Raw genomic sequence first — 25,096 nt, 5'->3', positions numbered from 1 at the left:
GATTCCATGTCCGGACGACAACGGGGTGACCGAGCAGGGCGCGAAGTGGTCGCACACCGGTGCCCCTGGGGGCGCACACGCGCTTCCAGGGGCACGGGCTCACCTGCCGGCCGGGCCGGTCAGCCGCCCAGCGTCCCGCCCGCCGCGGGCGGTTGCACCTCGGCGACCATCGGGTCCGTGTTGAGGTGGATAACACCGTAGTCGTACGCGTGCCGCCGGTAGACGACACTCGGCTCCTTGCTCTCGGAGTCGACGAACAGATAGAAGTCGTGTCCGACCAGTTCCATCTCGTAGAGGGCCTGGTCGAGGGTCATCGCAGCGGCGACATGCGTCTTCTCGCGGACGACCAGGGGGCCTTCGCCCTGCACCTCGAGGGAGCCCACCTTCTTCGTGGGCACTCCGTCCGCGTCCTCGGAGTGGACGGGGGTGCCGTTCCCGTTGAGCGTCGCCGCGCCCGGGACGTGGTCGGGGACCTCGGCCGCCGAGATCCGCCGCGCGCCACGGCGGGAGAACCGCTTGTCGTGCTGCTTGCGCAGCCGCGCGTCCAGCTTCTCCGCCGCCAGGTCGAGTGCCGCGTACGGGTCACTGGCCGCTGCCTCCGCCCGGATCACCGGACCGCGGGAGCGGAGCGTGATCTCCACTCGGTCGCAACGGTCGGCCTGTCGGGGGTTGGGCTCCTTGGACACCTCGACGTCGAGGCTGATCACCTTGCCGTCGAGCTTCTGGATCTTCTCCAGCTTCAGCTTCTCGGCCACGTGCTTGCGGAACCGCTCGGGCACCTCGGTCTTGCGGCCCTTGACGACGATGTCCACGCAGAACTCCGTTCCCGGATCACTCCGCTGCACTGCGGAGCATCTCCCTTTTTGCACCCAGCCCCGGTGAACCCCGGAGCCTCGGACTCGGCGACTTCACCTCCTCCCCCATGGGCAAGATCTACACCCCGGCACCGCGATGATTGCGGAAAACCCGCGGTACGGCATTCGGATAGGGGGACATGGCCTGCGGCTTTCTCCCTCACAACCGAACATATCTCGCCCGGACGGATGTCGTCACCCTCTACTGATGCGTACCTCCATTCAGGTGAATTGATCCCGTCACTACCTGCAACGATGTACGTTCGCGGTCAGTTCCGGTTCATTTCGAAAGAATCCGGTGCGGCCGCGACCACAGCGGCACGCACCGGCCCTGCGAGGCCGTTCACCTCGGCCTTTCCCGATGCGTTCCGTGCCCACTTCGCCCGCTCTTCCGCCGGTCCGGTCTTCCGTTCCTCCCTTCCTGCCCAGGCCGCGCGCCGATACACAGCCGTTGTCGTCTCTCCTGCCCCTTCGGCCTGTGTCGCCTCCCGCACCGCACGCGCCGCCTCCGCGAGGGTGGCGCCCGTGGTGACGAGGTCGTCGACCAGGACGACCCGGCCCCCGGCCAGCAGCCGGGCGCCGCCCGCCGTCACCTCCAGCGCGCCCGCGAGATTCGCGTACCGCTGCCGGGCGTTGAGCCCCGACTGGTCGGCGACGGCCCGCCGCTGCCTCAGCACCGGGACCACCCGGGCCGGGGTCCCGGCACGCCGCAGCTCCGCGGCCGCCGCGAGGGTCATCCGCCGTACCGGATCATGACCCCGGGCCCGCACGGCCCACGGTGCGGACGGTACGGGGACGAGCAGCACGGGCCCGGACGCGCCGGTGCCACCCGCCGTACCGTGCCAGGAAGCGACGGTCCGTACCGCCCGGCCGTCCCGAAGCCCGGCCGGGCCGTCCTGGAAACCGGCCCGCAGCCCGGCCCGCACCGCTCCCGCCAGCGCCGCGCCCAGCGCACCGGCGAGCGCCAGTGCACCGCGCTCCTTGTGGGCGAGGAGAGCCGCCCGTACCTCGTCCGCGTAAGGGGCCGCCGCGTACACCTGCGGCAGCCCGGACGGCTCCGGCACCGGTCGCACCCGGCGCGGTACGGCCCCGCTCAGGGCGGCACGGCACCCGTCGCAGAGCACCGTGCGAGACGTCCCACAGCCTCCGCACTCGGCCGGTAGCACCAGGTCGGTGAGGTCCTGCCACCACCCCCGCATGTGCCCACTGTGCCAACGACCGGCCCGACCGGCCACCCTTGTGGACAACTGTCTGTGGACAACTCCGTGAGACCCGCACAGCCCGTCACCCACACAGGTGAGAAGGGACGTTGCCGTTCCGGAGAACGGTGGCCCGGGGCGCCCGACGGCCCTCGTCCCCCCGCGCGAACGGCCGCCGCCACAGAACAGCCGCCCCGCCGGCTCGGCGCCGGACCGGGACGGCCTCTCATCGACAGCGCGGGGCTCGGCCCGGCGCGGGGGCTCAGCCCGGATAGACCGGCACCGACCCGTCCTTGACCACCTTCTGCCACTGGTCCCCGGACGGCAGCCGGACGATCCCGTCGTCATGCGAGTCGGCCACCAGCGGCACCCGGTCGTCCTCGGACGCGGCGATCGCCAGGACGCCCGTGAGCGCCGCGGGCGCCGGCCCGTCCGGCGTCGAGCCGTCGATCTGGACGTACCGCGTCTGCTGCACGCCGCCCTGCTCGCGCCCGACCACCACGAGCCTGCTGTCCCCCGCCCAGGACATCGCGGTGACCTCCTCGGACCCGGGGGTCGCGGAGCGCAGTTCCAGGACCGACACCTCCTGCTGGTCGTCGGACTTGGTGCGCTCGATCCGCCCGACGAGCAGCGACTGCTTGCCGTCCTTCTCGACGACGAGCGCGATCCGCACCCCGTCCGCGGCGACCCGCAGGTCCTTGATGCGGCCGTCCAGTTCGGGCATCTGCACGGCCACAGGCTGGCCCACGCCCTGCGCCAGCATGTACAGCTGCGGCCTGGCGGGATCCCGGTCGGCCACCCACAGGTCACCGCGGGCGTCCCAGCTCGGCGCCGTCAGCCGGTCGTCCTCGGTCGCACCGTGGCTGGTCAGCACGGCGCCGCCCAGCGAACCGTCCGGCGCGAGCGAGGTCACGTACAGGGACCTGCCGTCGCTGCTGACCCCGGCCGCCCTCCGCTCGTCGCGGGCGACCGCCACCGTCCCCAGCGGCTTGGCGCCCGTGCCGAACGGGCCCGGTACCGCGACCGCGCTGGTGCCGGTGGCGCCGGCCGCCATCCGCACCAGCCGGTGCTTGCCGTCGAGGAAGTACAGGTAGTCGGGGCGCTTGGTGGACGCACGCCAGGCGGTCGACTCGGCCTGCTCCTCGGAGATGTCGCACATGCGGGCGCCGTTGACGGACTGCAGCGCGACCGAGTCCACGGTGGGCGTCAGGTTGCGCAGCGTGAAGAGCAACTGGGTCGCCATCTCGCCGCACTTGACGGAGCCGATCCGGGACGCCTTGACGTTGAGCGGCACCGTGAGCCGGTTCTGGTCGTCCGGCGTCAGCCCGGACACGCCCTTCTTCAGCGCCGTACGGGTCGGGAAACTCGACCGGACCACCGGACCGAGCCAGGTGGTGGGACCGCTGAGCAGCGACCGCACCAGCTGGGTCGTCGGATCCACCCGGCTGCGCACGAAGACGGGATCTGCGACGGCCACCGGCTGACCGGTCTCCCCGGCCGACGTGTCCGAGGCGAAGTAGTACTTGTTGACCGACGTGTAGTTGCGCTGGAAGTCGGACCTGCCCATCACGACACCCTGCGGCAGCGAGTCGATGCGCCACTGCCCGCTCTTGGCGTCCCTCGTCAGATGCACGGTCCTGCGGTACGACCCGTCCGCGGGCGTGTACGCCTGCTGCGCGTCGACGGTGGCCACCCGGCTGCCCTGGAGCGTGTAGGTGATGCTGTTCGTGCCCTCGCGGCCGGCCGGGCGCGGGTCCGTCTGAATGCTCGGCCCGTTGGCCAGCACCATGGCCTGCGACTCCGGCTGCCAGATCTTCGCGGTGGCCTTGGTCAGGTACTGGCGAGCCGTGTCGTAGTTCGGATCGTCACTGGTCAGGGCCTCCAGAAAGCCCTGCACGATCTCCGTGGACGAGGCGTCCTGCTGCGGCGGCATGGCGAAGACCCGCACCTGCGTGTCCTGCCGCGGCGTCGACTCGACGTTCCGCAAATCGCCGCTGTCCGGCATGGAGGCACAGCCCGCCAGAACCACGGCCCCACAGGCGGCGTACGCCACCGCGCGCGCCGGTCTGCGCCGGGCGCTCCCCTCGCGGTCAGCGCCCACGAAATGCCTCCCCTGGCTTGTTCGACTCATCCGCCCCGTCGTCCTGACCCGACTCGGGCCGGCCCTCCTGACGCCGGACGCCCTGGGCCGGCCGGGGCACCACGCGCGCGCCGTTGCCGGGCAGCGCGGTCGGGTCGGCGGTGGGGGCCACGGCGGCCGTCCGCTGCGTCATCGGGGCGAGCGACGCCCCATGGCCGCCGCCGGGCTGCACCGGCACGGTGGCCCGCTTGTCCTCGCCGCCGCTCGGCAGCCCGGCCTCGCCGAGCCCCCGGTTGCGCCGGGAGTCCTTGGGCTCCAGAGGTATCGGCGAACCCCGCAACGGCTCGTCCGCCGTCCTGGGCAGCGTCAGCCGGAACTGCGAGCCACCGCCCGGTTCCCCCCACGCCTGCAGCCAGCCGCCGTGCAGCCGCGCGTCCTCCAAGGCGATCGACAGCCCCAGACCCGTACCGCCGGTGGTACGCGCGCGTGCCGGGTCGGCCCGCCAGAAGCGGCTGAAGACGCGGGTCGCCTCGCCGGGCTTGAGCCCGACACCGTAGTCGCGCACCGCGATGGCGACCGCCCCGCCGGCCGAGGCCAGCTTGACGACGACGTCCTTGCCCTCGCCGTGCTCGACGGCGTTGACGACCAGGTTGCGCAGCACCCGTTCCACGCGCCGGGGATCCGCCTCGGCCACCACGGGCTGCAGATCGCCGACCACGCGTATGCGCGTGCCCTTGCGCTCCGCGAGCGGCGCGGCCCCGCTGACCACGCGCCGTACGACCACCCTGAGGTCTATCGGCTCCGCTTCCAGCGCCGCCGCACCCGCGTCGAAGCGGCTGATCTCCAGCAGGTCGGCGAGGAGCGACTCGAACCGGTCCAGCTGGTCGGCGAGCAGCTCCGCGGACCGCGCGGTCACCGGGTCGAAGTCCTCGCGGGCCTCATGGATGACGTCGGCCGCCATCCGGACGGTCGTCAACGGCGTCCGCAGCTCGTGCGAGACGTCCGACACGAACCGGCGCTGCATCCGCGACAGGTCCTCAAGCTGCTGGATCTTCAGCTGGAGGTTCTGCGCCATCTTGTTGAAGGCCTCGCCGAGCCGCGCGATGTCGTCCTCGCCGGTGACCTTCATCCGCTCCTGGAGCCGCCCGGCCGACAGCCGCTCGGCGATCCCGGCCGCCATCCGCACCGGAGTGACGACCTGCCGTACGACGAGCCAGGCGATGGCCCCGAGGAGAACGACGACGAACAGCCCGGCGGTCGCCAGCGTGCCCTTGACCAGGCTGAGGGACTTCTCCTCCTGGGTGAGCGGGAAGAGGTAGTACAGCTCGTACGGATCGTTGTTCAGGTCGCTGACCTGCTTGCCGATGACCAGTGCGGGCTGCGACTCCTTGTCGTCCGTGTAGATGATCCGGGTATAGCTCTGCGCGGCCGTCGTATTGCCGTTGATCCGCGTGCGCAGGTCGTCGGGCACGCTGGCCGTCGGGTCGACCTGCCCGGACGCGCGGGTGCGCCCACCGCCGCTGTTGTTGTCACCCGCGGGCAGCGTGACCACGTCGAAGGCGCCCTGGCCGCCGCTGGAGAGGGACTCGACGAGGTCGCTCATCCACGAGGTGACGTTCTGCGACTGCCGGCCGTCCGCGGACACCGCGGCGTCGCCGGTGCCGGTCGCTGCTTCGTCGGCCTTCTGCTTGGCCACCGCGAAACCACCGGTGGCCTGGCTCTGCGAGGCCTTCACCTTGGCGTCCAGCAGGCCGTTGCGCACCTGACCGATGACGACGAAACCGAGCAGCAGGACGACACCCAGCGACATCAGCAGGGTCGTGACGACGACCTTGAGCTGGATGTTGCGCCGCCACAGCCGCATGACCGGCAGCAGCGGCCGCCGCACCCAGCGCACGAACAGGCGCAGCACCGGACTGCCCTGAACCCCGCCCTGGAGCAGTCCGCCCTCGAAGAGCGGCCGCCAGCGCGTACCGAACCGCTTCCCGCCGACAGGCCGCTCCGGACGGTCCCCGGACCGGCCGGGGGCCGAAGCGGCACTGTCACCGGACATGTCAGCTCGGTCCCGCCTTGTACCCGACACCACGCACGGTCACCACGATCTCCGGCCGCTCCGGGTCCTTCTCGACCTTGGAGCGCAGCCGCTGGACGTGAACATTGACAAGGCGGGTGTCCGCCGCGTGCCGGTAGCCCCAGACCTGTTCCAGGAGCACCTCCCGCGTGAACACCTGCCACGGCTTGCGGGCGAGCGCGACCAGCAGGTCGAACTCCAGCGGGGTCAGCGCGATCGACTGCCCGTCCCGCTTCACCGAGTGCCCGGCCACGTCGATGACCAGGTCACCTATGGCGAGCTGTTCCGGCGCCGGCTCCTCCGACCTCCGCAGCCGGGCCCGGATCCGGGCGACCAGCTCCTTCGGCTTGAACGGCTTCACGATGTAGTCGTCCGCGCCCGACTCCAGGCCCACGACCACGTCGACGGTGTCGCTCTTGGCCGTGAGCATCACGATCGGCACCCCGGACTCCGCCCTGATCAGGCGGCACACCTCGATACCGTCCCGACCGGGCAGCATCAGGTCCAGGAGCACCAGGTCGGGCTTGGTCTCACGGAAAGCGGCCAGCGCCTTGTCGCCGTCGGCTACGAAAGACGGCTCAAAACCTTCACCACGCAGCACGATGCCGAGCATCTCGGCCAGTGCGCTGTCGTCGTCGACGACAAGGACTCGTCCCTTCATAAACGACATCATCCCATTCTCATAACGGTGAAGGTTGCGCAGGTGACCAGGGTCACCGGCCAGTGACCTTAGTCGTACTGGAGCGTCACTGTCTGCCCCCGTCCGCCGACGTCGATGCCAGCGGTGCATGTCAGCTCGCCCGCCCAGTGACCGTGCCGAGGTTACCGATCGCGCTACCGCAACTGTCCGAGCTCAGCCGCGCAGCCGCGCTCTGCTGTCAACCGAGACGGAAGGAGAACTGCTCTGCCGGGGAACCTCGCGCCCATCGTCCACACAGATGTGCCGACGCTGCCCCCACGCACGCCCTCTACGGACTCGCGGCCGGGAACGGTGCCCCTCCATCCGGTGCCGGCCGATCCCCCGCCGCAGGCTCTGTTCCGACCGGGGCCATGATGTGCCGTGCTCGGCTCATGCGCCCGGCGGAGCGGAGCGCAGCCGGCTTGACCATGCCGCGGGTGATCAAGGATGAGGGACTCAGCAGGACGAACCCGAAGGGGCTGCGGAAATCCGCGGCACGCTCCTGGTGCATCTCACAGTCCACCCCCGGATCGTGAAGGCGATTCTGCGACACAGCCGGATCGCCACGACGACGGACATCTACGCTGAAGCCCTGGACCCGGAGGTGAGCGCCGCGGTGGGACAGCTCGACCACCTGCCTCGGCAGCCGGCTCGGATCCGGGAGCTGGGAGCCGATCGGTCCGAGTCCGACGCTCGTTGATGTAGCCGTTGGATGTCACGGCCCCTTGGCCTGCGAATCACCGCAGGCGGAGGGGCCGGTCCCGTCGGTCGAGCCGACGTCATCCATTGGCTAAATCGTTACCTGGCGTGACCTGGCGCACAGCTCCGCGAGAGCCTCAGCCGTCACGGGCGAAACGACGCCCTCCTCGGTGACGATCGCCGTCACCAACTCGGGCGGCGTCACGTCGAACGCCGGGTTGTACGCCTGGGTCCCCAGGGGGGCCACCGGTATCCCGCCTCCCGGTCCCGTCACCGGCACCTGCGGTGCTGTGAGCTCGGTCACCTCGTATCCGGGGCGCTGTTCGACCTCGATGGAGGCCCCGTCCGGTGTCTCCGGATCCACCGTCGTCAACGGCGCCACCACGATGAACGGCACATGGTGGTACCGCGCGAGCACCGCGAGCGGATAACTCCCCACCTTGTTCGCCACCGATCCGTCGGCCGCGATCCGGTCCGCTCCGACCAGCACCGCGTCCACCTCCCCCGCCGCGAACAGCGAACCGGCCGCGTTGTCGGTGAGCAAGGTGTACGCCATGCCGCTGCGAGCCGCCTCGTATGCCGTCAGGCGAGCGCCTTGCAGCAACGGACGCGTTTCGTCCACCCAGAGCCGCCGCAGCCGCCCCGCCCGGTGCGCCCTGAGGGCCACCGCGAACGCCGTGCCCTCTCCGCCGGACACCAGCGAACCGGTGTTGCAGTGGGTGAGGATCCGGTGCCCTCCGCCGGGCAGCAGCTCCTCCAGGAGCGCCAGCCCGTGCCCGGCCATCCGGGCGCTGGCCTCGGCATCCTCCCGGTGCAGCGCCCGCGCCGCGTCCAGCGCCGCCGCGGCCGCCGCCCCGCCGTCCCCGCTCTCGGCCAGGGCGGACCGGTACGCCGACGCGGCCCTGCGCACCCCGGCCGACAGGTTCACGGCCGTCGGCCGGGCGCTCGACAGCGCCGAGGCGGCCTCGTCCACGTCGAAACCCCGCGCGGCGGCGAGCGCCACGCCGTACGCCCCCGCTATCCCGAGCACTGGCGCACCGCGCACCGCGAGCGAACGGATCGCCTCGACCAGCGCCGACGCGTCCGTGCACACCAGCTCGACCTCCTCCACCGGCAGTCTGGTCTGGTCGAGAAGGACCACCACGGGACCTTCGGGCGGCTCCTCCCACCGGATCACTGGCATTCCCGTCGGCCGCTTGTCCTCGCCGGTTTGCGCGTACTGATCAGCCATGCGCTCAGTCTGCCCCGTATCCGGCGGACAATTGAAGGTGCGCAGCCTCTACCGCGGCCGGTCACTGGGCGCCCACCCCATGGCACGATGGCAGCCAACCTGCCACCGCGCTCGCGGACGGGCACCGTGAAGGAGCTTCGATGAACGACACTCCGGGCTGGGCCTCGCCCGGATCCGCCCCGTCCGACGGGCGGGAACCCGGCGCGTCCGCCCCTGCCGACCGCCCCGTCCCCGCAGGGCCTGTCCAACCGCCCACCGATCAGCCGCCCACCGATCAGCCGGCCACGGATCCACAGGGCTCCGGCTCGCAGTGGTCCACGGAACAGCCGCCGCCCGGCCAGTGGTCCACGCCCACCGGCGCCCCGGCACCGGGCCAGGCACCGCCGCCCCCACCCCCGGGCCCCGGCTGGGGCGGCCAGCCCCCCGGCGGCGGTTACGGAGGCTACGGAGGCCCCGGCGGATACGGCGGCCCCGGTGGCTACGGCCCTCCCGGGGGCTACGGAGCCTGGGGCGGCGGCTGGGGCGGTCCCCCGCCCGCCGCCAAGCCCGGCGTGATCCCGCTGCGCCCGCTCGGCGTCGGCGAGATCCTCGACGGCGCCGTCTCCACCATGCGCACCTACTGGCGCACGGTCCTCGGCATCTCGCTGACCGTCGCCGTCATCACCGAGGTCGCGGTGATCCTCCTCCAGGGCCTCGTCCTGAACGACACCCAGACCACCGACGCTCTCAACGACCCGAGCGCCTCCCTCACGGAGATCAGCCGCGCCGCCGGCGAGGTCGTGATCAGCTCGGGCGCGGTCCTGCTGATCACCCTGGTCGGCACCATCATCGCGACAGCCCTGCTGACGACCGTCACCAGCCGCGCCGTGCTCGGCAAGTCCGTCACCATCGGCGAGGCCTGGCGCGACGCCCGCCCGCAGGTCTTCAAGCTGTTCGGCCTCATCCTCCTGACCGGGCTCATCGCGGTCGGCGTCCTGCTCGTCGGCGCACTGCCCGGCATCGTCGTCGCGCTCGCCGGCGGCCCGGGCGGCGCCATCGCCGCCCTGCTCGTCCTCGGCATCCTCGCCGGTGCCGTCGTCACCGTGTGGCTGATGGTCCGCTTCTCGCTGGCCTCGCCCGCCCTGATGCTGGAGAAGCAGGGCATCACCAAGTCCCTGGGCCGCTCCACCAAACTCGTCCGCGGCTCCTGGTGGCGGGTCTTCGGCATCCAGTTCCTCGCCTCGATCATCGCCAACATCGTCTCGTCGCTCGCCGTGATCCCCTTCACCCTGATCGGGGCCTACGCCGGCGGCAACGGCCTGACCGGCTTCCTGGAGAGCACCAACAACAACTACGGCTGGACGTTCCTCGTCATCGGCGGCATCGGTTCGGTGATCGGCTCCATGCTCACCTTCCCGATCAACGCGGGCGTCACCGTGCTCCTCTACATCGACCAGCGCATCCGCCGCGAGGCCCTCGACCTCGAACTGGCCCGCGCCGCAGGCGTCGAGAACTACGGCGCCGGCACCCCCGGCACCGTCCCGGGGAGCTGATGCGGTGAGCCTGACGGGGGGAGTCCTCGCAGCGGTGCCCGCAGCCCTGCCGCGCGCCGCCGACGAGGCCGTACGAGGCCTGTCGCGAGCCCGGCACACGGCGCTGTGGGCGCTGACCGGCTCGGACGGCCAACCACCCGTGACCATCCCGCGCGACCCGGCACGGGAGGCGGCACGGCGTGAACTGTCCAAGCGGATGTACCACGAGAACGACCCGGGGCTGTTCCAGCGCGCCCTGAACGCCGTCCTGGACTGGGTCGACCGCCTGCTCTCCGCCGCCGCGTCCGCGACGCCCGGAGGCGCACTGGGCCTGGTCGTCGTGGTCCTGGCCGTCATCGCCGTCGTGGGTGCCCTGTGGTGGCGCCTGGGCACCCCCCGCCGCCGGCCCGTCTCCGCCGCCACCCTGTTCGACGACCGCCCCCGCAGCGCCGCCGAACACCGCGCGGCCGCGGAGGCACACGCCGCCCAGGGCCACTGGAACCAGGCCCTCCAGGAACGCATGCGCGCCGTCGTCCGCGCCCTGGAGGAACGCGCCCTGCTCGATGTCCGCCCCGGCCGTACCGCCGACGAGGCCGCCGCCGAAGCGGGCCGCGCCCTGCCCGCCCACACCGACCGGCTGCGCGCCGCCGCCCGGGAGTTCGACGACGTGACGTACGGCGGCCGCCGGGCGACCCAGGCGTCGTACGACCGCATCGCCGAACTCGACCACGACCTCGAACGCACCAAGCCGGTCCTCACGGGCAGCGCCAACAGCTCCAGCAGCGCCCACAACCCGGCCCACAACGCCCGCCAGGGGGCCGCCGAATGACCACCGGCGTAGCCTTCCCGGCCACCTCCACCACGCCCACCACCCGCCAGGTGTGGACCCGCAGCCGGGGCATCGTCCTCGCCCTGGTGCTCGTCCTCGCCGGAGCCGTGGCCATCGCCGTGATCCGCTCCGACACCCGGCACGGCGACCTCGACCCACGCTCCGCCGATCCCTACGGCAGCCGCGCCGTCGCCGAACTCCTCGCCGACCGGGGCGTGGACACCCGTGTGGTCACCACCCTGGCCGAGGCCCGCGCCGCGACCGGCCCCGACACCACCCTCCTCGTCGCCGTCCCCGACCTGCTGACCCCGCACCAGCAGTCCCTGCTGCAGGGATCGACGGCCCGGTCGGGCGGCCGCACCGTGCTGGTCGCGGCCGGCAGCACGTCGGTCGAACGGCTCGCCCCCGGCGTCACCGCCGACCCCGCCAACAGCGACCGCTCCACGCTCAACCCGCACTGCACACTGACCGCGGCCCGGCGGGCGGGCAGCGCCGACACCGGTGGCATCCGCTACACCACCACCCACCTCGACGCGAACACCTGCTACCCCAGCCAGCGCCTGGCCACGCTCCTCCGCATCCCCGCGGCCTCCGGAAACGGAGACACCGTCGTCCTCGGCGCGCCCGACATCCTGCTCAACGACCGTCTCGACAAGCAGGGCAACGCCTCGCTCGCCCTCCAGCTCCTCGGCTCCCGCCCCCATCTCGTCTGGTACCTCCCCTCGCTCTCCGACGCCACGGCCACCGGCACCGGCGACCAGAAATCCCTGTTCGACCTGCTGCCCTCCGGCTGGCTCTGGGGCACGCTCCAGCTCTTCATCGCCGCCGCAGTCGCCGCCCTCTGGCGGGCACGCCGGCTCGGCCCCCTGGTGCCCGAGAAACTCCCCGTGGCGATCCGCGCCTCCGAGACCGTCGAAGGCCGCGCCCGCCTCTACCGCAAGGCCAGCGCCCGCGACCGCGCGGCCGCCGCTCTTCGCTCCACCGTCCGCACCCGTCTCGCCCCCCTCGTAGGCGTCCCCGTCTCCCAGGCACACGCGCCCGAGGCCCTGCTCCCCGCCCTCTCCGCGCACCTGCACGGCGACGGACGGACCCTGCAGGCCCTGCTCTTCGGACCGCCGCCCGCCGACGACGCGGCCCTCATCACCCTCACCGACCAGCTCGACGCCCTCGAAAGAGAGGTACGCCGTCCATGATGGACCCGACCACTGACAACGCCGGGAACACCGGGAACCCGGCCGACGCCCGGGCCTCCCTGGAGGCCCTGCGCGCGGAGATCGCCAAAGCCGTGGTCGGCCAGGACCCCGCCGTGACCGGCCTCGTCGTCGCGCTCCTCTGCCGCGGACACGTTCTCCTCGAAGGAGTCCCCGGAGTCGCCAAAACGTTGCTCGTCCGCGCCCTCGCATCCGCGCTCGAACTGGAGACCAAACGCGTCCAGTTCACCCCCGACCTCATGCCGAGCGACGTCACGGGTTCCCTCGTCTACGACACCCGTACCGCCGAGTTCTCCTTCCAGCCCGGCCCGGTCTTCACCAACCTGCTCCTCGCGGACGAAATCAACCGCACTCCGCCCAAGACCCAGTCGTCCCTCCTCGAAGCCATGGAGGAACGTCAGGTCACCGTCGACGGCGTCCCGCGTCTCCTTCCCGATCCCTTCCTGGTCGCCGCGACCCAGAACCCCGTCGAGTACGAGGGCACGTATCCCCTCCCCGAAGCCCAGCTCGACCGCTTCCTCCTCAAGCTGACGATCCCTCTCCCTTCCCGCCAGGACGAGATCGACGTCCTGACCCGCCACGCCGAGGGCTTCAACCCGCGCGACCTGCGCGCCGCCGGCGTGCGCCCCGTGGCAGGCCCCGCCGACCTCGAAGCCGCCCGAGCCGCGGTCGCCAAGACGAACGTCTCCCCCGAGATCACCGCGTACGTGGTCGACATCTGCCGCGCGACCCGCGAGTCGCCGTCCCTCACCCTCGGCGTCTCCCCGCGCGGCGCCACCGCCCTCCTGGCCACCTCACGCGCCTGGGCCTGGCTGACCGGCCGCGACTACGTCATCCCCGACGACGTCAAGGCCCTCGCCCTGCCCACCCTCCGCCACCGCGTCCAACTCCGCCCCGAGGCCGAGATGGAAGGCGTGACCGCCGACTCCGTCATCAACGCGATCCTCGCCCACGTCCCGGTCCCCCGCTGATGCCCCTCACCGGACGCGCCGCCCTCGTCGCGGCCATCGGATCGATCCCGATCGGCATCTGGGGACCGAGCTGGACGGGCATCCTCGCCGTCGACGGCACACTGGCTCTGGCCTGCGCCTGCGACTTCGCCCTTGCCGCTCCGGTACGACGCCTCGTGCTCACCCGCTCCGGCGACACGTCCGCCCGCCTGGGCGAGACGGCGGACGTCACTCTGACGGTGACCAACCCGTCCCGGCGACCACTCCGGGCCCGGCTCAGGGACGGCTGGCCGCCGAGCAGTTGGCAGTCCGGCACCGAGGTCGAGGCCTCGCGCCACCAGCTGACCGTCCCCCCGGGCGAACGCCGGCGTGTCACGACCCGCCTGCGCCCGACCCGCCGCGGCGACCGCCAGGCGGACCGCGTCACTGTCCGCTCCTACGGCCCCCTCGGCCTGTTCTCCCGCCAGGGCGGCCACCAGGTGCCCTGGACCGTACGGGTTCTGCCCCCGTTCACCAGCCGCAAGCATCTGCCGTCGAAACTCGCCCGATTGCGTGAGCTCGACGGCCGCACCAGCGTGCTGACCCGCGGCGAGGGCACAGAATTCGACAGCCTTCGCGAGTACGTTCCCGGTGACGACACCCGCTCCATCGACTGGCGGGCAACGGCCAGGCAATCGGCGGTCGCGGTACGCACCTGGCGTCCTGAGCGTGACCGGCACATCCTTCTCGTACTCGACACCGGACGCACCTCCGCCGGCCGAGTCGGCGACGCGCCCCGCCTGGACGCCTCCATGGACGCGGCCCTCCTCCTCGCCGCCCTCGCCTCGCGCGCGGGCGACCGGGTGGATCTCCTCGCCTACGACCGCAGGGTCCGCGCTCTGGTCCAGGGCCGCGCCGCAGGCGACGTCCTCCCCTCCCTGGTCAACGCGATGGCCACGCTGGAGCCCGAGCTCGTCGAAACGGATGCCCGCGGCCTCACCGCCACGGCACTCCGCACGGCTCCACGGCGGTCCCTGATCGTCCTCCTCACGACGTTGGACACCGCTCCGGTCGAACAGGGTCTGCTTCCCGTGCTCTCCCAACTCACCCAACGACACACGGTTCTCCTCGCTTCCGTGGCCGACCCGCACATCGCCCGCATGGCGACGGCTCGTGGTGACGCCGACGCGGTGTACGAGGCAGCGGCGGCCGCACAGGCCCAGAGCGAACGGCACCGGACCGCAGAACAACTCCGCCGACATGGCGTGACGGTCGTGGACGCGACGCCTGACGACCTCGCTCCCGCGTTGGCAGATGCGTATCTGGCATTGAAAGCGGCGGGCCGGCTCTGATACTCGAATGGCCGGAGCCGCAGTCGGCTCCGGCCATTCCTTAAACGCAAAAGAGCCCCACACCGTGAGGTGTGGGGCTCTTTCCAATATTTGTTCGGCGGTGTCCTACTCTCCCACAGGGTCCCCCCTGCAGTACCATCGGCGCTGTGAGGCTTAGCTTCCGGGTTCGGAATGTAACCGGGCGTTTCCCTCACGCTATGACCACCGAAACACTATGAAGTTAGACCGGAAAAAGACACGGTCGTTGCCTCAGAACTAACACAGTGGACGCGAGCAACTGAGGACAAGCCCTCGGCCTATTAGTACCGGTCACCTCCACCAGTTACCTGGCTTCCAGATCCGGCCTATCAACCCAGTCGTCTACTGGGAGCCTTACCCCATCAAGTGGGTGGGAGTCCTCATCTCGAAGCAGGCTTCCCGCTTAGATGCTTTCAGCGGTTATCCCTCCCGAACGTAGCCAACCAGCCATGCCCTTGGCAGAACAACTGGCACACCAGAGGTTCGTCCGTCCCGGTCCTCTCGTACTAGGGACAGCCCTTCTCAAGACTCCTACGCGCACAGCGGATAGGGACCGAACTGTCTCACGACGTTCTAAACCCAGCTCGCGTACCGCTTTAATGGGCGAACAGCCCAACCCTTGGGACCGACTCCAGCCCCAGGATGCGACGAGCCGACATCGAGGTGCCAAACCATCCCGTCGATATGGACTCTTGGGGAAGATCAGCCTGTTATCCCCGGGGTACCTTTTATCCGTTGAGCGACGGCGCTTCCACAAGCCACCGCCGGATCACTAGTCCCGACTTTCGTCCCTGCTCGACCCGTCGGTCTCACAGTCAAGCTCCCTTGTGCACTTACACTCAACACCTGATTGCCAACCAGGCTGAGGGAACCTTTGGGCGCCTCCGTTACTCTTTAGGAGGCAACCGCCCCAGTTAAACTACCCATCAGACACTGTCCCTGATCCGGATCACGGACCCAGGTTAGACATCCAGCACGACCAGACTGGTATTTCAACGACGACTCCACAACCACTGGCGTGGCCGCTTCAAAGTCTCCCAGCTATCCTACACAAGCCGAACCGAACACCAATATCAAACTGTAGTAAAGGTCCCGGGGTCTTTCCGTCCTGCTGCGCGAAACGAGCATCTTTACTCGTAGTGCAATTTCACCGGGCCTATGGTTGAGACAGTCGAGAAGTCGTTACGCCATTCGTGCAGGTCGGAACTTACCCGACAAGGAATTTCGCTACCTTAGGATGGTTATAGTTACCACCGCCGTTTACTGGCGCTTAAGTTCTCAGCTTCGCCCACCCGAAAGTGAGCTAACCGGTCCCCTTAACGTTCCAGCACCGGGCAGGCGTCAGTCCGTATACATCGCCTTACGGCTTCGCACGGACCTGTGTTTTTAGTAAACAGTCGCTTCTCGCTGGTCTCTGCGGCCACCCCCAGCTCGAGGAGCAAGTCCTCTCACCAAGCGTGGCCCCCCTTCTCCCGAAGTTACGGGGGCATTTTGCCGAGTTCCTTAACCATAGTTCACCCGAACGCCTCGGTATTCTCTACCTGACCACCTGAGTCGGTTTAGGGTACGGGCCGCCATGAAACTCGCTAGAGGCTTTTCTCGACAGCATAGGATCATCCACTTCACCACAATCGGCTCGGCATCAGGTCTCAGCCTTGATGTGCGACGGATTTACCTACCGCACGGCCTACACCCTTACCCCGGGACAACCACCGCCCGGGCTGGACTACCTTCCTGCGTCACCCCATCACTCACCTACTACAAGTCTGGTCCGTCGGCTCCACCACTCCCCTCAACTCCGAAGAGATCAGGGCGGCTTCACGGACTTAGCATCGCTCGGTTCGATGTTTGACGCTTCACAGCGGGTACCGGAATATCAACCGGTTATCCATCGACTACGCCTGTCGGCCTCGCCTTAGGTCCCGACTTACCCTGGGCAGATCAGCTTGACCCAGGAACCCTTAGTCAATCGGCGCACACGTTTCCCACGTGTGAATCGCTACTCATGCCTGCATTCTCACTCGTCAACCGTCCACAACTACCTTCCGGTGCTGCTTCACCCGGCAGACGACGCTCCCCTACCCATCCCAGAAGGCGTTGGCCCTATATTCTGGAATGACACGACTTCGGCGGTACGCTTGAGCCCCGCTACATTGTCGGCGCGGAATCACTAGACCAGTGAGCTATTACGCACTCTTTCAAGGGTGGCTGCTTCTAAGCCAACCTCCTGGTTGTCTCTGCGACTCCACATCCTTTCCCACTTAGCGTACGCTTAGGGGCCTTAGTCGATGCTCTGGGCTGTTTCCCTCTCGACCATGGAGCTTATCCCCCACAGTCTCACTGCCGCGCTCTCACTTACCGGCATTCGGAGTTTGGCTAAGGTCAGTAACCCGGTAGGGCCCATCGCCTATCCAGTGCTCTACCTCCGGCAAGAAACACACGACGCTGCACCTAAATGCATTTCGGGGAGAACCAGCTATCACGGAGTTTGATTGGCCTTTCACCCCTAACCACAGGTCATCCCCCAGGTTTTCAACCCTGGTGGGTTCGGTCCTCCACGAAGTCTTACCTCCGCTTCAACCTGCCCATGGCTAGATCACTCCGCTTCGGGTCTTGAGCGTGCTACTCCAACGCCCTATTCGGACTCGCTTTCGCTACGGCTACCCCACACGGGTTAACCTCGCAACACACCGCAAACTCGCAGGCTCATTCTTCAAAAGGCACGCAGTCACACCACAAGGATGCTCCCACGGCTTGTAGGCACACGGTTTCAGGTACTATTTCACTCCCCTCCCGGGGTACTTTTCACCATTCCCTCACGGTACTATCCGCTATCGGTCACCAGGGAATATTTAGGCTTAGCGGGTGGTCCCGCCAGATTCACACGGGATTTCTCGGGCCCCGTGCTACTTGGGTGTCTCTCAAACGAGCCGTCAATGTTTCAGCTACGGGGGTCTTACCCTCTACGCCGGACCTTTCGCATGTCCTTCGCCTACATCAACGGTTTCTGACTCGTCTCACAGCCGGCAGACTGCAAAAGAGAGATCCCACAACCCCGTATACGCAACCCCTGCCGGGTCTCACACGCATACGGTTTGGCCTCATCCGGTTTCGCTCGCCACTACTCCCGGAATCACGGTTGTTTTCTCTTCCTGAGGGTACTGAGATGTTTCACTTCCCCTCGTTCCCTCCACACTGCCTATGAGTTCAGCAGCGGGTGACAGCCCATGACGACTGCCGGGTTTCCCCATTCGGAAACCCCCGGATCAAAGCCTGGTTGACGACTCCCCGGGGACTATCGCGGCCTCCCACGTCCTTCATCGGTTCCTGGTGCCAAGGCATCCACCGTGCGCCCTTAAAAACTTGGCCACAGATGCTCGCGTCCACTGTGCAGTTCTCAAACAACGACCAGCCACCCGTCACACACCGCTTACGCGATGCTTCACCGGGGCCGGCGACTGAAGGAAGATCATTCCCTCAGACACCCAACAGCGTGCCCGGCCAACTCCCGTCCGGAGATCATGCGTTCCACGCTCTGACGAGCAGTACTAGCAGCCTCCGACCCGAAAACCTGGCCGAGTAGTCAACGTTCCACCCATGAGCTGACCACCGTCGGACATCTGCCGACGTAGTGGCTCTGGCTGCCTCGCGGCAGCTAGATGCTCCTTAGAAAGGAGGTGATCCAGCCGCACCTTCCGGTACGGCTACCTTGTTACGACTTCGTCCCAATCGCCAGTCCCACCTTCGACAGCTCCCTCCCACAAGGGGTTGGGCCACCGGCTTCGGGTGTTACCGACTTTCGTGACGTGACGGGCGGTGTGTACAAGGCCCGGGAACGTATTCACCGCAGCAATGCTGATCTGCGATTACTAGCGACTCCGACTTCATGGGGTCGAGTTGCAGACCCCAATCCGAACTGAGACCGGCTTTTTGAGATTCGCTCCACCTCACGGTATCGCAGCTCATTGTACCGGCCATTGTAGCACGTGTGCAGCCCAAGACATAAGGGGCATGATGACTTGACGTCGTCCCCACCTTCCTCCGAGTTGACCCCGGCGGTCTCCCGTGAGTCCCCAGCACCACAAGGGCCTGCTGGCAACACGGGACAAGGGTTGCGCTCGTTGCGGGACTTAACCCAACATCTCACGACACGAGCTGACGACAGCCATGCACCACCTGTACACCGACCACAAGGGGGCGCCTGTCTCCAGACGTTTCCGGTGTATGTCAAGCCTTGGTAAGGTTCTTCGCGTTGCGTCGAATTAAGCCACATGCTCCGCCGCTTGTGCGGGCCCCCGTCAATTCCTTTGAGTTTTAGCCTTGCGGCCGTACTCCCCAGGCGGGGAACTTAATGCGTTAGCTGCGGCACCGACGACGTGGAATGTCGCCAACACCTAGTTCCCACCGTTTACGGCGTGGACTACCAGGGTATCTAATCCTGTTCGCTCCCCACGCTTTCGCTCCTCAGCGTCAGTAATGGCCCAGAGATCCGCCTTCGCCACCGGTGTTCCTCCTGATATCTGCGCATTTCACCGCTACACCAGGAATTCCGATCTCCCCTACCACACTCTAGCTAGCCCGTATCGACTGCAGACCCGAGGTTAAGCCTCGGGCTTTCACAATCGACGTGACAAGCCGCCTACGAGCTCTTTACGCCCAATAATTCCGGACAACGCTTGCGCCCTACGTATTACCGCGGCTGCTGGCACGTAGTTAGCCGGCGCTTCTTCTGCAGGTACCGTCACTCTCGCTTCTTCCCTGCTGAAAGAGGTTTACAACCCGAAGGCCGTCATCCCTCACGCGGCGTCGCTGCATCAGGCTTTCGCCCATTGTGCAATATTCCCCACTGCTGCCTCCCGTAGGAGTCTGGGCCGTGTCTCAGTCCCAGTGTGGCCGGTCGCCCTCTCAGGCCGGCTACCCGTCGTCGCCTTGGTGAGCCATTACCTCACCAACAAGCTGATAGGCCGCGGGCTCATCCTTCACCGCCGGAGCTTTACAACCCAGGAGATGCCTCCCAGGCTCATATCCGGTATTAGACCCCGTTTCCAGGGCTTGTCCCAGAGTGAAGGGCAGATTGCCCACGTGTTACTCACCCGTTCGCCACTAATCCCCACCGAAGTGGTTCATCGTTCGACTTGCATGTGTTAAGCACGCCGCCAGCGTTCGTCCTGAGCCAGGATCAAACTCTCCGTGAATGTTTACCCGTAATCGGGTCGACACCACGAGAGCGGAACAGTCGGAGGAATGATCCGACCGTTCACAGCGTCCTCGCTGTGTATTCTTCAAAGGAACCACGCCCCGACCATGACGGCCGGAGACGGGGTATCAACATATCTGGCGTTGACTTTTGGCACGCTGTTGAGTTCTCAAGGAACGGTCGCTTCCTTTGTACTCACCCTCTCGGGCTTTCCTCCGGGCTTCCCTTCGGTGTTTCCAACCTTACCAGATCCGTTTTCCGTTCCGTTCCCGGTCGGAATTCGTTTCCGGTGGCCGTTGGAGGGCCTTTGCCTTATCGATTGCCTTTCGGCTCTCTTTCGGCGATTCCGACTTTATCAGAAGTTCCTGGCCGGTCTGACCGGCCACTCATTTCTGAGTAAATCGGAGGTGGCTTCAATGTCTCGGAGAGAACTCTCCGTTGTGAAGCAAGATCGATTCTAACGATCGGCCCTGAACCTGTCCAGTTCTAGGCAACTGTTTGAATCTACCTCCCCATCCCACCCGTGTCAACGGGTCTTCCGGGGCGAAGAGGAGACTAGCAGCTCACGGGAGGTCTCCGCACATCAGGCGGCCGTAGGAACGAGCGCGCTGCGCTCGGCCTCTTCGAGGTCACCTGTCTCACCGGCCCGGGCGGCGCGGCCACCGACGACGAAGACGTAGGCCAGGAAGGCCAGCTCGGCCACCACTCCGATGCTGATGCGCGCCCAGGTCGGCAGGCCGGACGGGGTGACGAAGCCTTCGATGGCGCCGGAGACGAACAGGACGAGCGCCAGCCCGATCGCCATGGCCACGGCGGCGCGTCCTTCTTCGGCCAGGGCCGTACGGCGACTGCGTGGGCCTGGGTCTATAAGGGTCCAGCCGAGGCGGAGTCCGGTGCCCGCGGCCACGAAGACCGCAGTGAGTTCCAGCAGCCCGTGCGGGAGGACCAGGCCCAGGAAGGTGTCGAGGCGGCCGGCCGAGGACATCAGGCCGAAGCCGACGGCCAGGTTCAGCATGTTCTCGAAGAGGATCCAGAGGACGGGGAGACCGAGAAAGACGCCCAGGACCAGACACATCGCGGCGGCCCTGGCGTTGTTGGTCCACACCTGGGCCGCGAAGGAGGCGGCGGGGTGGCTGGAGTAGTAGGTCTCGTACTCGCCGCCGGGGCGGGTCAGCTCGCGGAGCTGGCTGGGGGCCGCGATGGTCGACTGCACGTCCGGGTGGGTGCCGATCCACCAGCCCAGAAGGATCGCGATGGCCGTGGATATGAGCGCGGTGGGCACCCACCAGTGGCGGGAGCGGTAGACGGCGGCCGGGAATCCCTGTCCGAGGAATCGGGCGACATCGCGCCAGGACGCGCGGCGGGTGCCTGTCACGGCACTGCGCGCGCGTGCCACGAGCTGGCTGAGGCGTCCGGTGAGCTGTGGATCGGGGGCGCTGGACTGGATCAGGGAAAGGTGGGTGGCGGTGCGCTGGTAGAGCGCGACGAGTTCGTCGGCCTCTGCTCCGTTGAGGCGTCGCTGGCGGCGGAGGAGCGCGTCGAGGCGGTCCCACTCGGCTCGGTGTGCGGAGACGAAGACGTCGAGGTCCATCGGGTCTGCCTGCTCCTCGGCTGGTCGTCGACTGCCTGTCGTAGCAATGTCGCAGCTGTCAGCTTGTCGTACTGCGGCGAGATGCGCCCTCAGCTTGGCAGACTTGTGCTGTACAGGGCGGACCAGGGGAAGGCGGCGGGCGTGAGTGAGCTGGTGACGGGCGAGGCGGTGGCGCTCGAACTGCGTCCCGCGAGGCTGCCCAGCAGGGCACTCGCCGTGATGCTCGACCTGCTCGTGGCCTTCACCGTGTACATCGGTGTGTCGATCGGTCTGGCGGCGGCCACGGCCTCGCTGGACGACGCGGCGCAGGTCGCCCTGGCGATCGCGGCCTTTCTGCTGGTGCTGGTCGGCGCGCCGATCGCGGTGGAGACGCTGAGCCACGGGCGTTCGCTCGGGAAGTTGGCGTGCGGGCTGCGGGTCGTGCGGGATGACGGCGGGCCCATCCGGTTCCGGCATGCGCTGGTGCGGGGCGCTCTCGGCGTGGTCGAGATCCTGGCGACGTTCGGGGTCGTCGCGTGTATCGCCTCGCTGGTCTCGGCTCGTGGACGGCGGCTCGGGGACGTGTTCGCGGGGACCCTGGTGGTGCGGGAGCGGGTGCCCGTCGGGCAGACCCGCTTCGTTCCGCCGCCTCCGCCCTGGCTGGCGGGTCGTTTCGCCGAGCTGGACCTGTCGGCCGTTCCCGATGCGCTGTGGCTCGCCGTCCGGCAGTACCTGACGCGGATGCAGCAGCTCGATCCGCAGGTCTCGTGGTCGATGGCCGCGCAGCTCGCGGGGGATCTCGCGACGCGGACGGGTGCCCCGGCTCCGACGGACATTCCGCCGGCCGCGTATCTGGCGGCGGTGGTGCAGGAGCGACAGGCCCGGGAAACCCGGCGGGCCTTCGCCGGCCAAGCTGCTCCGTCCGCCGGTGCCCCGAACGCGTACGCGCCCCCGGCACCCCTTTCGCCCCCGGCCCACGCACCCGCACCCGCACCCGCACACATGCCCATTCCCATGCCCATGCCTGCCGTGCCTGTCCCGCAGCCGCCGGCCGGGCCCGTGGCTCCTCCCGCGGCGGCGGCCGAGCGGCCGGCCACCGGGTTCGCGCCGCCGGCCTAGGCGTGGCCCCGCCCGTCGGATCCGCAGCTCAGTCCGCGGGGTCGGTGAAGAACGTCGGCGGTGACCGCAGGTCCTCCAACTCGATTCCGGGGGCCGCCAGAACCACGTCGCCGGCGAGGTGAACAGGGTGCTGTTCGCCGGTGTCCAGGGCTGTGACCTGGTATTCGTCCACGGTCAGCGGGCCGTTGTCAGTGGCGTGTGCTTCTCTTTTCAGCAGGGCCCAGGACTGGTCCACGGTGCGCGGGGCGAGGACCGGGGCCGTGAAGGCCACGAGGCGTACGCGGGTCGCGGCGGCGGAGGGGGTGAGGCGCAGGAGACGGGCGGTGGCGACGAGGAACGCGGGGGACGTGCCGGTGAAGGCGTGGGCGCGCACATTGCCTTCGGTGGCGTGGGCGCCGGTGGGGTCCGTGCGGACCCAGGTGACGCCGTCGAGGGCGGCGCCACGGACCTGCCAGCCCCCGGCGTGGAGTTCCAGGCGGATGGGGCGGCCGAGGTCGTCGAGGGCGAGATCGACGGAGCCGCTGTGGTCACCGGAGGGGGTGGTCACTTGGGAGACATAACGCCAGCCGGAGGGGCCGGGGGCGCACTGGAAGTGTTCTTCGCCGAGGGGGGTGTGATCGTGCGGATCGTGGAGCGAATAGCGGCCGCGGGGCATGGGGGTCCTGGGGCTTGACGGGGCGTGGGTCCGGCGCTCGGACCCGCGGTACGGCCGCGCGGGCGGTCGGCGGGCCAGGGCGGGCCAAAGGGGCAGGCCCCCGGCACGGGGGTGCGGGGGCCTGTCTCGGCGGACCGGAGGACCCGCCGCCGGGAGAGCGCGTCAGTGCACGGGTGCGCGCTCCCGGTGGGCGGGACTCGGACTCAGTAGCGGTAGTGGTCCGACTTGTACGGACCCTCGACCTTCACGCCGATGTACGAGGCCTGCTCGGGGCGCAGCGTCGTGAGCTTCACGCCGAGCGCGTCCAGGTGCAGGCGGGCGACCTTCTCGTCGAGGTGCTTGGGCAGCGTGTAGACGCCGACCGGGTACTCGTCGGGCTTGGTGAACAGCTCGATCTGGGCCAGGGTCTGGTCCGCGAAGGAGTTGGACATCACGAACGAGGGGTGGCCGGTGGCGTTGCCCAGGTTCAGCAGGCGGCCCTCGGAGAGGACGATGATCACCTTGCCGTCGGGGAACTTCCAGGTGTGGACCTGCGGCTTGACCTCGTCCTTGACGATGCCGGGGATCTTGGCGAGGCCGGCCATGTCGATCTCGTTGTCGAAGTGGCCGATGTTGCCGACGATGGCCTGGTGCTTCATCTTGGCCATGTCCGAGGCCATGATGATGTCCTTGTTGCCGGTCGTGGTGACGAAGATGTCGGCCTTGTCGATGACCTCGTCGAGGGTCGTGACCTGGTAGCCGTCCATCGCGGCCTGCAGGGCGCAGATCGGGTCGATCTCGGTGACGATCACGCGGGCGCCCTGTCCGCGCAGGGACTCCGCGCAGCCCTTGCCCACGTCGCCGTAGCCGCAGACGACCGCGGTCTTGCCGCCGATCAGGACGTCGGTGGCGCGGTTGATGCCGTCGATCAGCGAGTGGCGGCAGCCGTACTTGTTGTCGAACTTCGACTTGGTGACGGCGTCGTTGACGTTGATCGCCGGGAACAGGAGGACGCCGTCGCGCTGCATCTCGTACAGGCGGTGGACGCCGGTCGTGGTCTCCTCGGTCACGCCGCGGATCTCGGAGGCGAGCTGGGTCCACTTCTGCGAGCCGTCCGTGATGGTGCGGTGCAGGAGTTCGAGGACGACGCGGTGCTCGTCGGACTCGGCGGTGTCGACCGAGGGGACCTTGCCGTCCTTCTCGTACTCGACGCCCTTGTGGACGAGGAGGGTGGCGTCACCGCCGTCGTCGAGGATCATGTTGGGGCCGCCGGTGGGGCTGTCCGGCCAGGTCAGGGCCTGCTCGGTGCACCACCAGTACTCCTCCAGGGTCTCGCCCTTCCAGGCGAAGACCGGGATGCCCTGCGGGTTGTCGGGCGTGCCGTTCGGGCCGACGGCGATGGCGGCGGCCGCGTGGTCCTGGGTGGAGAAGATGTTGCAGGACGCCCAGCGGACCCGCGCGCCCAGGGCGACCAGGGTCTCGATCAGGACGGCGGTCTGCACGGTCATGTGCAGGGAGCCGGTGACGCGGGCGCCGGCCAGCGGCTGGGTCTGGGCGTACTCCTTGCGGATCGCCATCAGGCCGGGCATCTCGTGCTCGGCGAGGGTGATCTCCTTGCGGCCGAAGTCGGCCAGGGAGAGGTCGGCGACCTTGAAGTCCTGTCGGTTGTCGACAGTCGTCATTGCGAGCTGCTCCTCGGGTTGGGTCGAGGGTGGGTACGGCTGGTCTGCGCGGCGGCGGACACAGGGTGCCCGAGAAGAGGACACAGGCATGCCCGCGTACGCGCAGCGCAGTCCGTCGGAGGCCCTCTCTCCCTCGGACGGTCCGCCTGGGACCGCCCGACCGCCATCAGCAGCGACGTCTGGCTCCGTCCCAAGCTACACCGGAGGAGCGGGCCGCCCCCAGTCCGCCTC

General features: G+C 68.5%; 15 protein-coding genes and 3 rRNA genes. 6 read left to right on the top strand and 12 right to left on the bottom strand.

Annotated elements, in window-relative coordinates; translation table 11 throughout:
- Positions 1–119: 119 nt before the first annotated feature.
- The 6 genes from hpf to mtnA form a co-directional block, all read right to left on the bottom strand.
- Entirely contained in the window at positions 120–812 is a 693-nt protein-coding gene (gene hpf / locus BLW82_RS25980; RefSeq protein WP_256215957.1) for a ribosome hibernation-promoting factor, HPF/YfiA family, read from the bottom strand.
- Positions 813–1,123: 311 nt separating this feature from the next.
- Positions 1,124–2,053 (bottom strand): ComF family protein, encoded by a 930-nt coding sequence (locus BLW82_RS25975; RefSeq protein ID WP_093502242.1) that lies wholly within the window; start codon positions 2,051–2,053, stop codon positions 1,124–1,126.
- A 262-nt stretch (positions 2,054–2,315) separates the two neighbouring features.
- Positions 2,316–4,154, bottom strand: a complete 1,839-nt coding sequence (locus tag BLW82_RS25970) for an LpqB family beta-propeller domain-containing protein (RefSeq protein ID WP_093502240.1) — start codon at positions 4,152–4,154, stop codon at positions 2,316–2,318.
- Positions 4,144–6,186 carry an MtrAB system histidine kinase MtrB gene (gene mtrB, locus BLW82_RS25965; protein WP_093502238.1) on the bottom strand — a complete coding sequence of 681 codons (2,043 nt, stop codon included), beginning with the start codon at positions 6,184–6,186 and terminating at the stop codon, positions 4,144–4,146. Before mtrB ends, BLW82_RS25970 begins: the two co-directional genes overlap by 11 nt.
- 1 nt (position 6,187) lies before the next feature.
- Entirely contained in the window at positions 6,188–6,877 is a 690-nt protein-coding gene (gene mtrA / locus BLW82_RS25960; RefSeq protein ID WP_198948386.1) for a two-component system response regulator MtrA, read from the bottom strand.
- A gap of 796 nt (positions 6,878–7,673) precedes the next feature.
- Positions 7,674–8,813, bottom strand: a complete 1,140-nt coding sequence (gene mtnA / locus BLW82_RS25950; protein WP_093502236.1) for an S-methyl-5-thioribose-1-phosphate isomerase — start codon at positions 8,811–8,813, stop codon at positions 7,674–7,676.
- Between the two features lie 140 nt (positions 8,814–8,953).
- On the opposite strand from mtnA, the gene BLW82_RS25945 reads away from it, so the two are divergent.
- The 5 genes from BLW82_RS25945 to BLW82_RS25925 are packed head-to-tail and all read left to right on the top strand — an operon-like array spanning position 8,954 to position 14,645.
- Positions 8,954–10,345, top strand: a complete 1,392-nt coding sequence (locus tag BLW82_RS25945) for a DUF7847 domain-containing protein (protein WP_093502234.1) — start codon at positions 8,954–8,956, stop codon at positions 10,343–10,345.
- 4 nt (positions 10,346–10,349) lie between these two features.
- Positions 10,350–11,153: a DUF4129 domain-containing protein gene (locus BLW82_RS25940; protein WP_093502231.1), complete on the top strand. Its 804-nt coding sequence runs from the start codon at positions 10,350–10,352 to the stop codon at positions 11,151–11,153.
- The gene (locus BLW82_RS25935; RefSeq protein WP_093502229.1) at positions 11,150–12,346 is read left to right on the top strand and encodes a DUF4350 domain-containing protein; all 1,197 of its coding nucleotides are present in this window, start codon (positions 11,150–11,152) and stop codon (positions 12,344–12,346) included. The genes BLW82_RS25940 and BLW82_RS25935 overlap by 4 nt, the downstream gene beginning before the upstream one ends.
- Positions 12,346–13,335, top strand: a complete 990-nt coding sequence (locus BLW82_RS25930) for an AAA family ATPase (RefSeq protein ID WP_093502228.1) — start codon at positions 12,346–12,348, stop codon at positions 13,333–13,335. Before BLW82_RS25935 ends, BLW82_RS25930 begins: the two co-directional genes overlap by 1 nt.
- A complete protein-coding gene (locus BLW82_RS25925; RefSeq protein ID WP_093502226.1) occupies positions 13,335–14,645 on the top strand; it encodes a DUF58 domain-containing protein in 1,311 nt (436 codons plus the stop codon). Before BLW82_RS25930 ends, BLW82_RS25925 begins: the two co-directional genes overlap by 1 nt.
- A gap of 92 nt (positions 14,646–14,737) precedes the next feature.
- Here the strand turns inward: BLW82_RS25925 and rrf are convergent.
- The 4 genes from rrf to BLW82_RS25900 form a co-directional block, all read right to left on the bottom strand.
- Positions 14,738–14,854, bottom strand: a 5S ribosomal RNA gene (gene rrf / locus BLW82_RS25920).
- A gap of 70 nt (positions 14,855–14,924) precedes the next feature.
- Positions 14,925–18,032: ribosomal RNA gene (locus tag BLW82_RS25915) — 23S ribosomal RNA — on the bottom strand.
- A 301-nt stretch (positions 18,033–18,333) separates the two neighbouring features.
- Positions 18,334–19,858, bottom strand: a 16S ribosomal RNA gene (locus BLW82_RS25910).
- Together the 16S, 23S and 5S rRNA genes form the textbook arrangement of a ribosomal RNA operon.
- A 585-nt stretch (positions 19,859–20,443) precedes the next feature.
- Positions 20,444–21,451 carry a stage II sporulation protein M gene (locus BLW82_RS25900; RefSeq protein ID WP_093502222.1) on the bottom strand — a complete coding sequence of 336 codons (1,008 nt, stop codon included), beginning with the start codon at positions 21,449–21,451 and terminating at the stop codon, positions 20,444–20,446.
- Between the two features lie 141 nt (positions 21,452–21,592).
- Here BLW82_RS25900 and BLW82_RS25895 point away from each other — a divergent pair, with 141 nt between their 5' ends.
- Positions 21,593–22,549: an RDD family protein gene (locus BLW82_RS25895; protein ID WP_093508265.1), complete on the top strand. Its 957-nt coding sequence runs from the start codon at positions 21,593–21,595 to the stop codon at positions 22,547–22,549.
- Positions 22,550–22,577: 28 nt separating this feature from the next.
- Here BLW82_RS25895 and BLW82_RS25890 read toward each other — a convergent pair whose 3' ends face one another.
- Both BLW82_RS25890 and ahcY read right to left on the bottom strand, forming a co-directional pair.
- Positions 22,578–23,204: a hypothetical protein gene (locus BLW82_RS25890; protein ID WP_093502220.1), complete on the bottom strand. Its 627-nt coding sequence runs from the start codon at positions 23,202–23,204 to the stop codon at positions 22,578–22,580.
- Positions 23,205–23,407: 203 nt separating this feature from the next.
- Positions 23,408–24,865 (bottom strand): adenosylhomocysteinase, encoded by a 1,458-nt coding sequence (gene ahcY, locus BLW82_RS25885; RefSeq protein ID WP_093502218.1) that lies wholly within the window; start codon positions 24,863–24,865, stop codon positions 23,408–23,410.
- Positions 24,866–25,096: the final 231 nt, after the last annotated feature.

The sequence above is a fragment of the Streptomyces sp. Ag109_O5-10 genome (assembly GCF_900105755.1).
In the GTDB taxonomy this organism is placed as follows: domain Bacteria; phylum Actinomycetota; class Actinomycetes; order Streptomycetales; family Streptomycetaceae; genus Streptomyces.
Note: the sequence above shows the minus strand (reverse complement) of the source record. Positions and strands in the feature narration are given on the sequence as shown.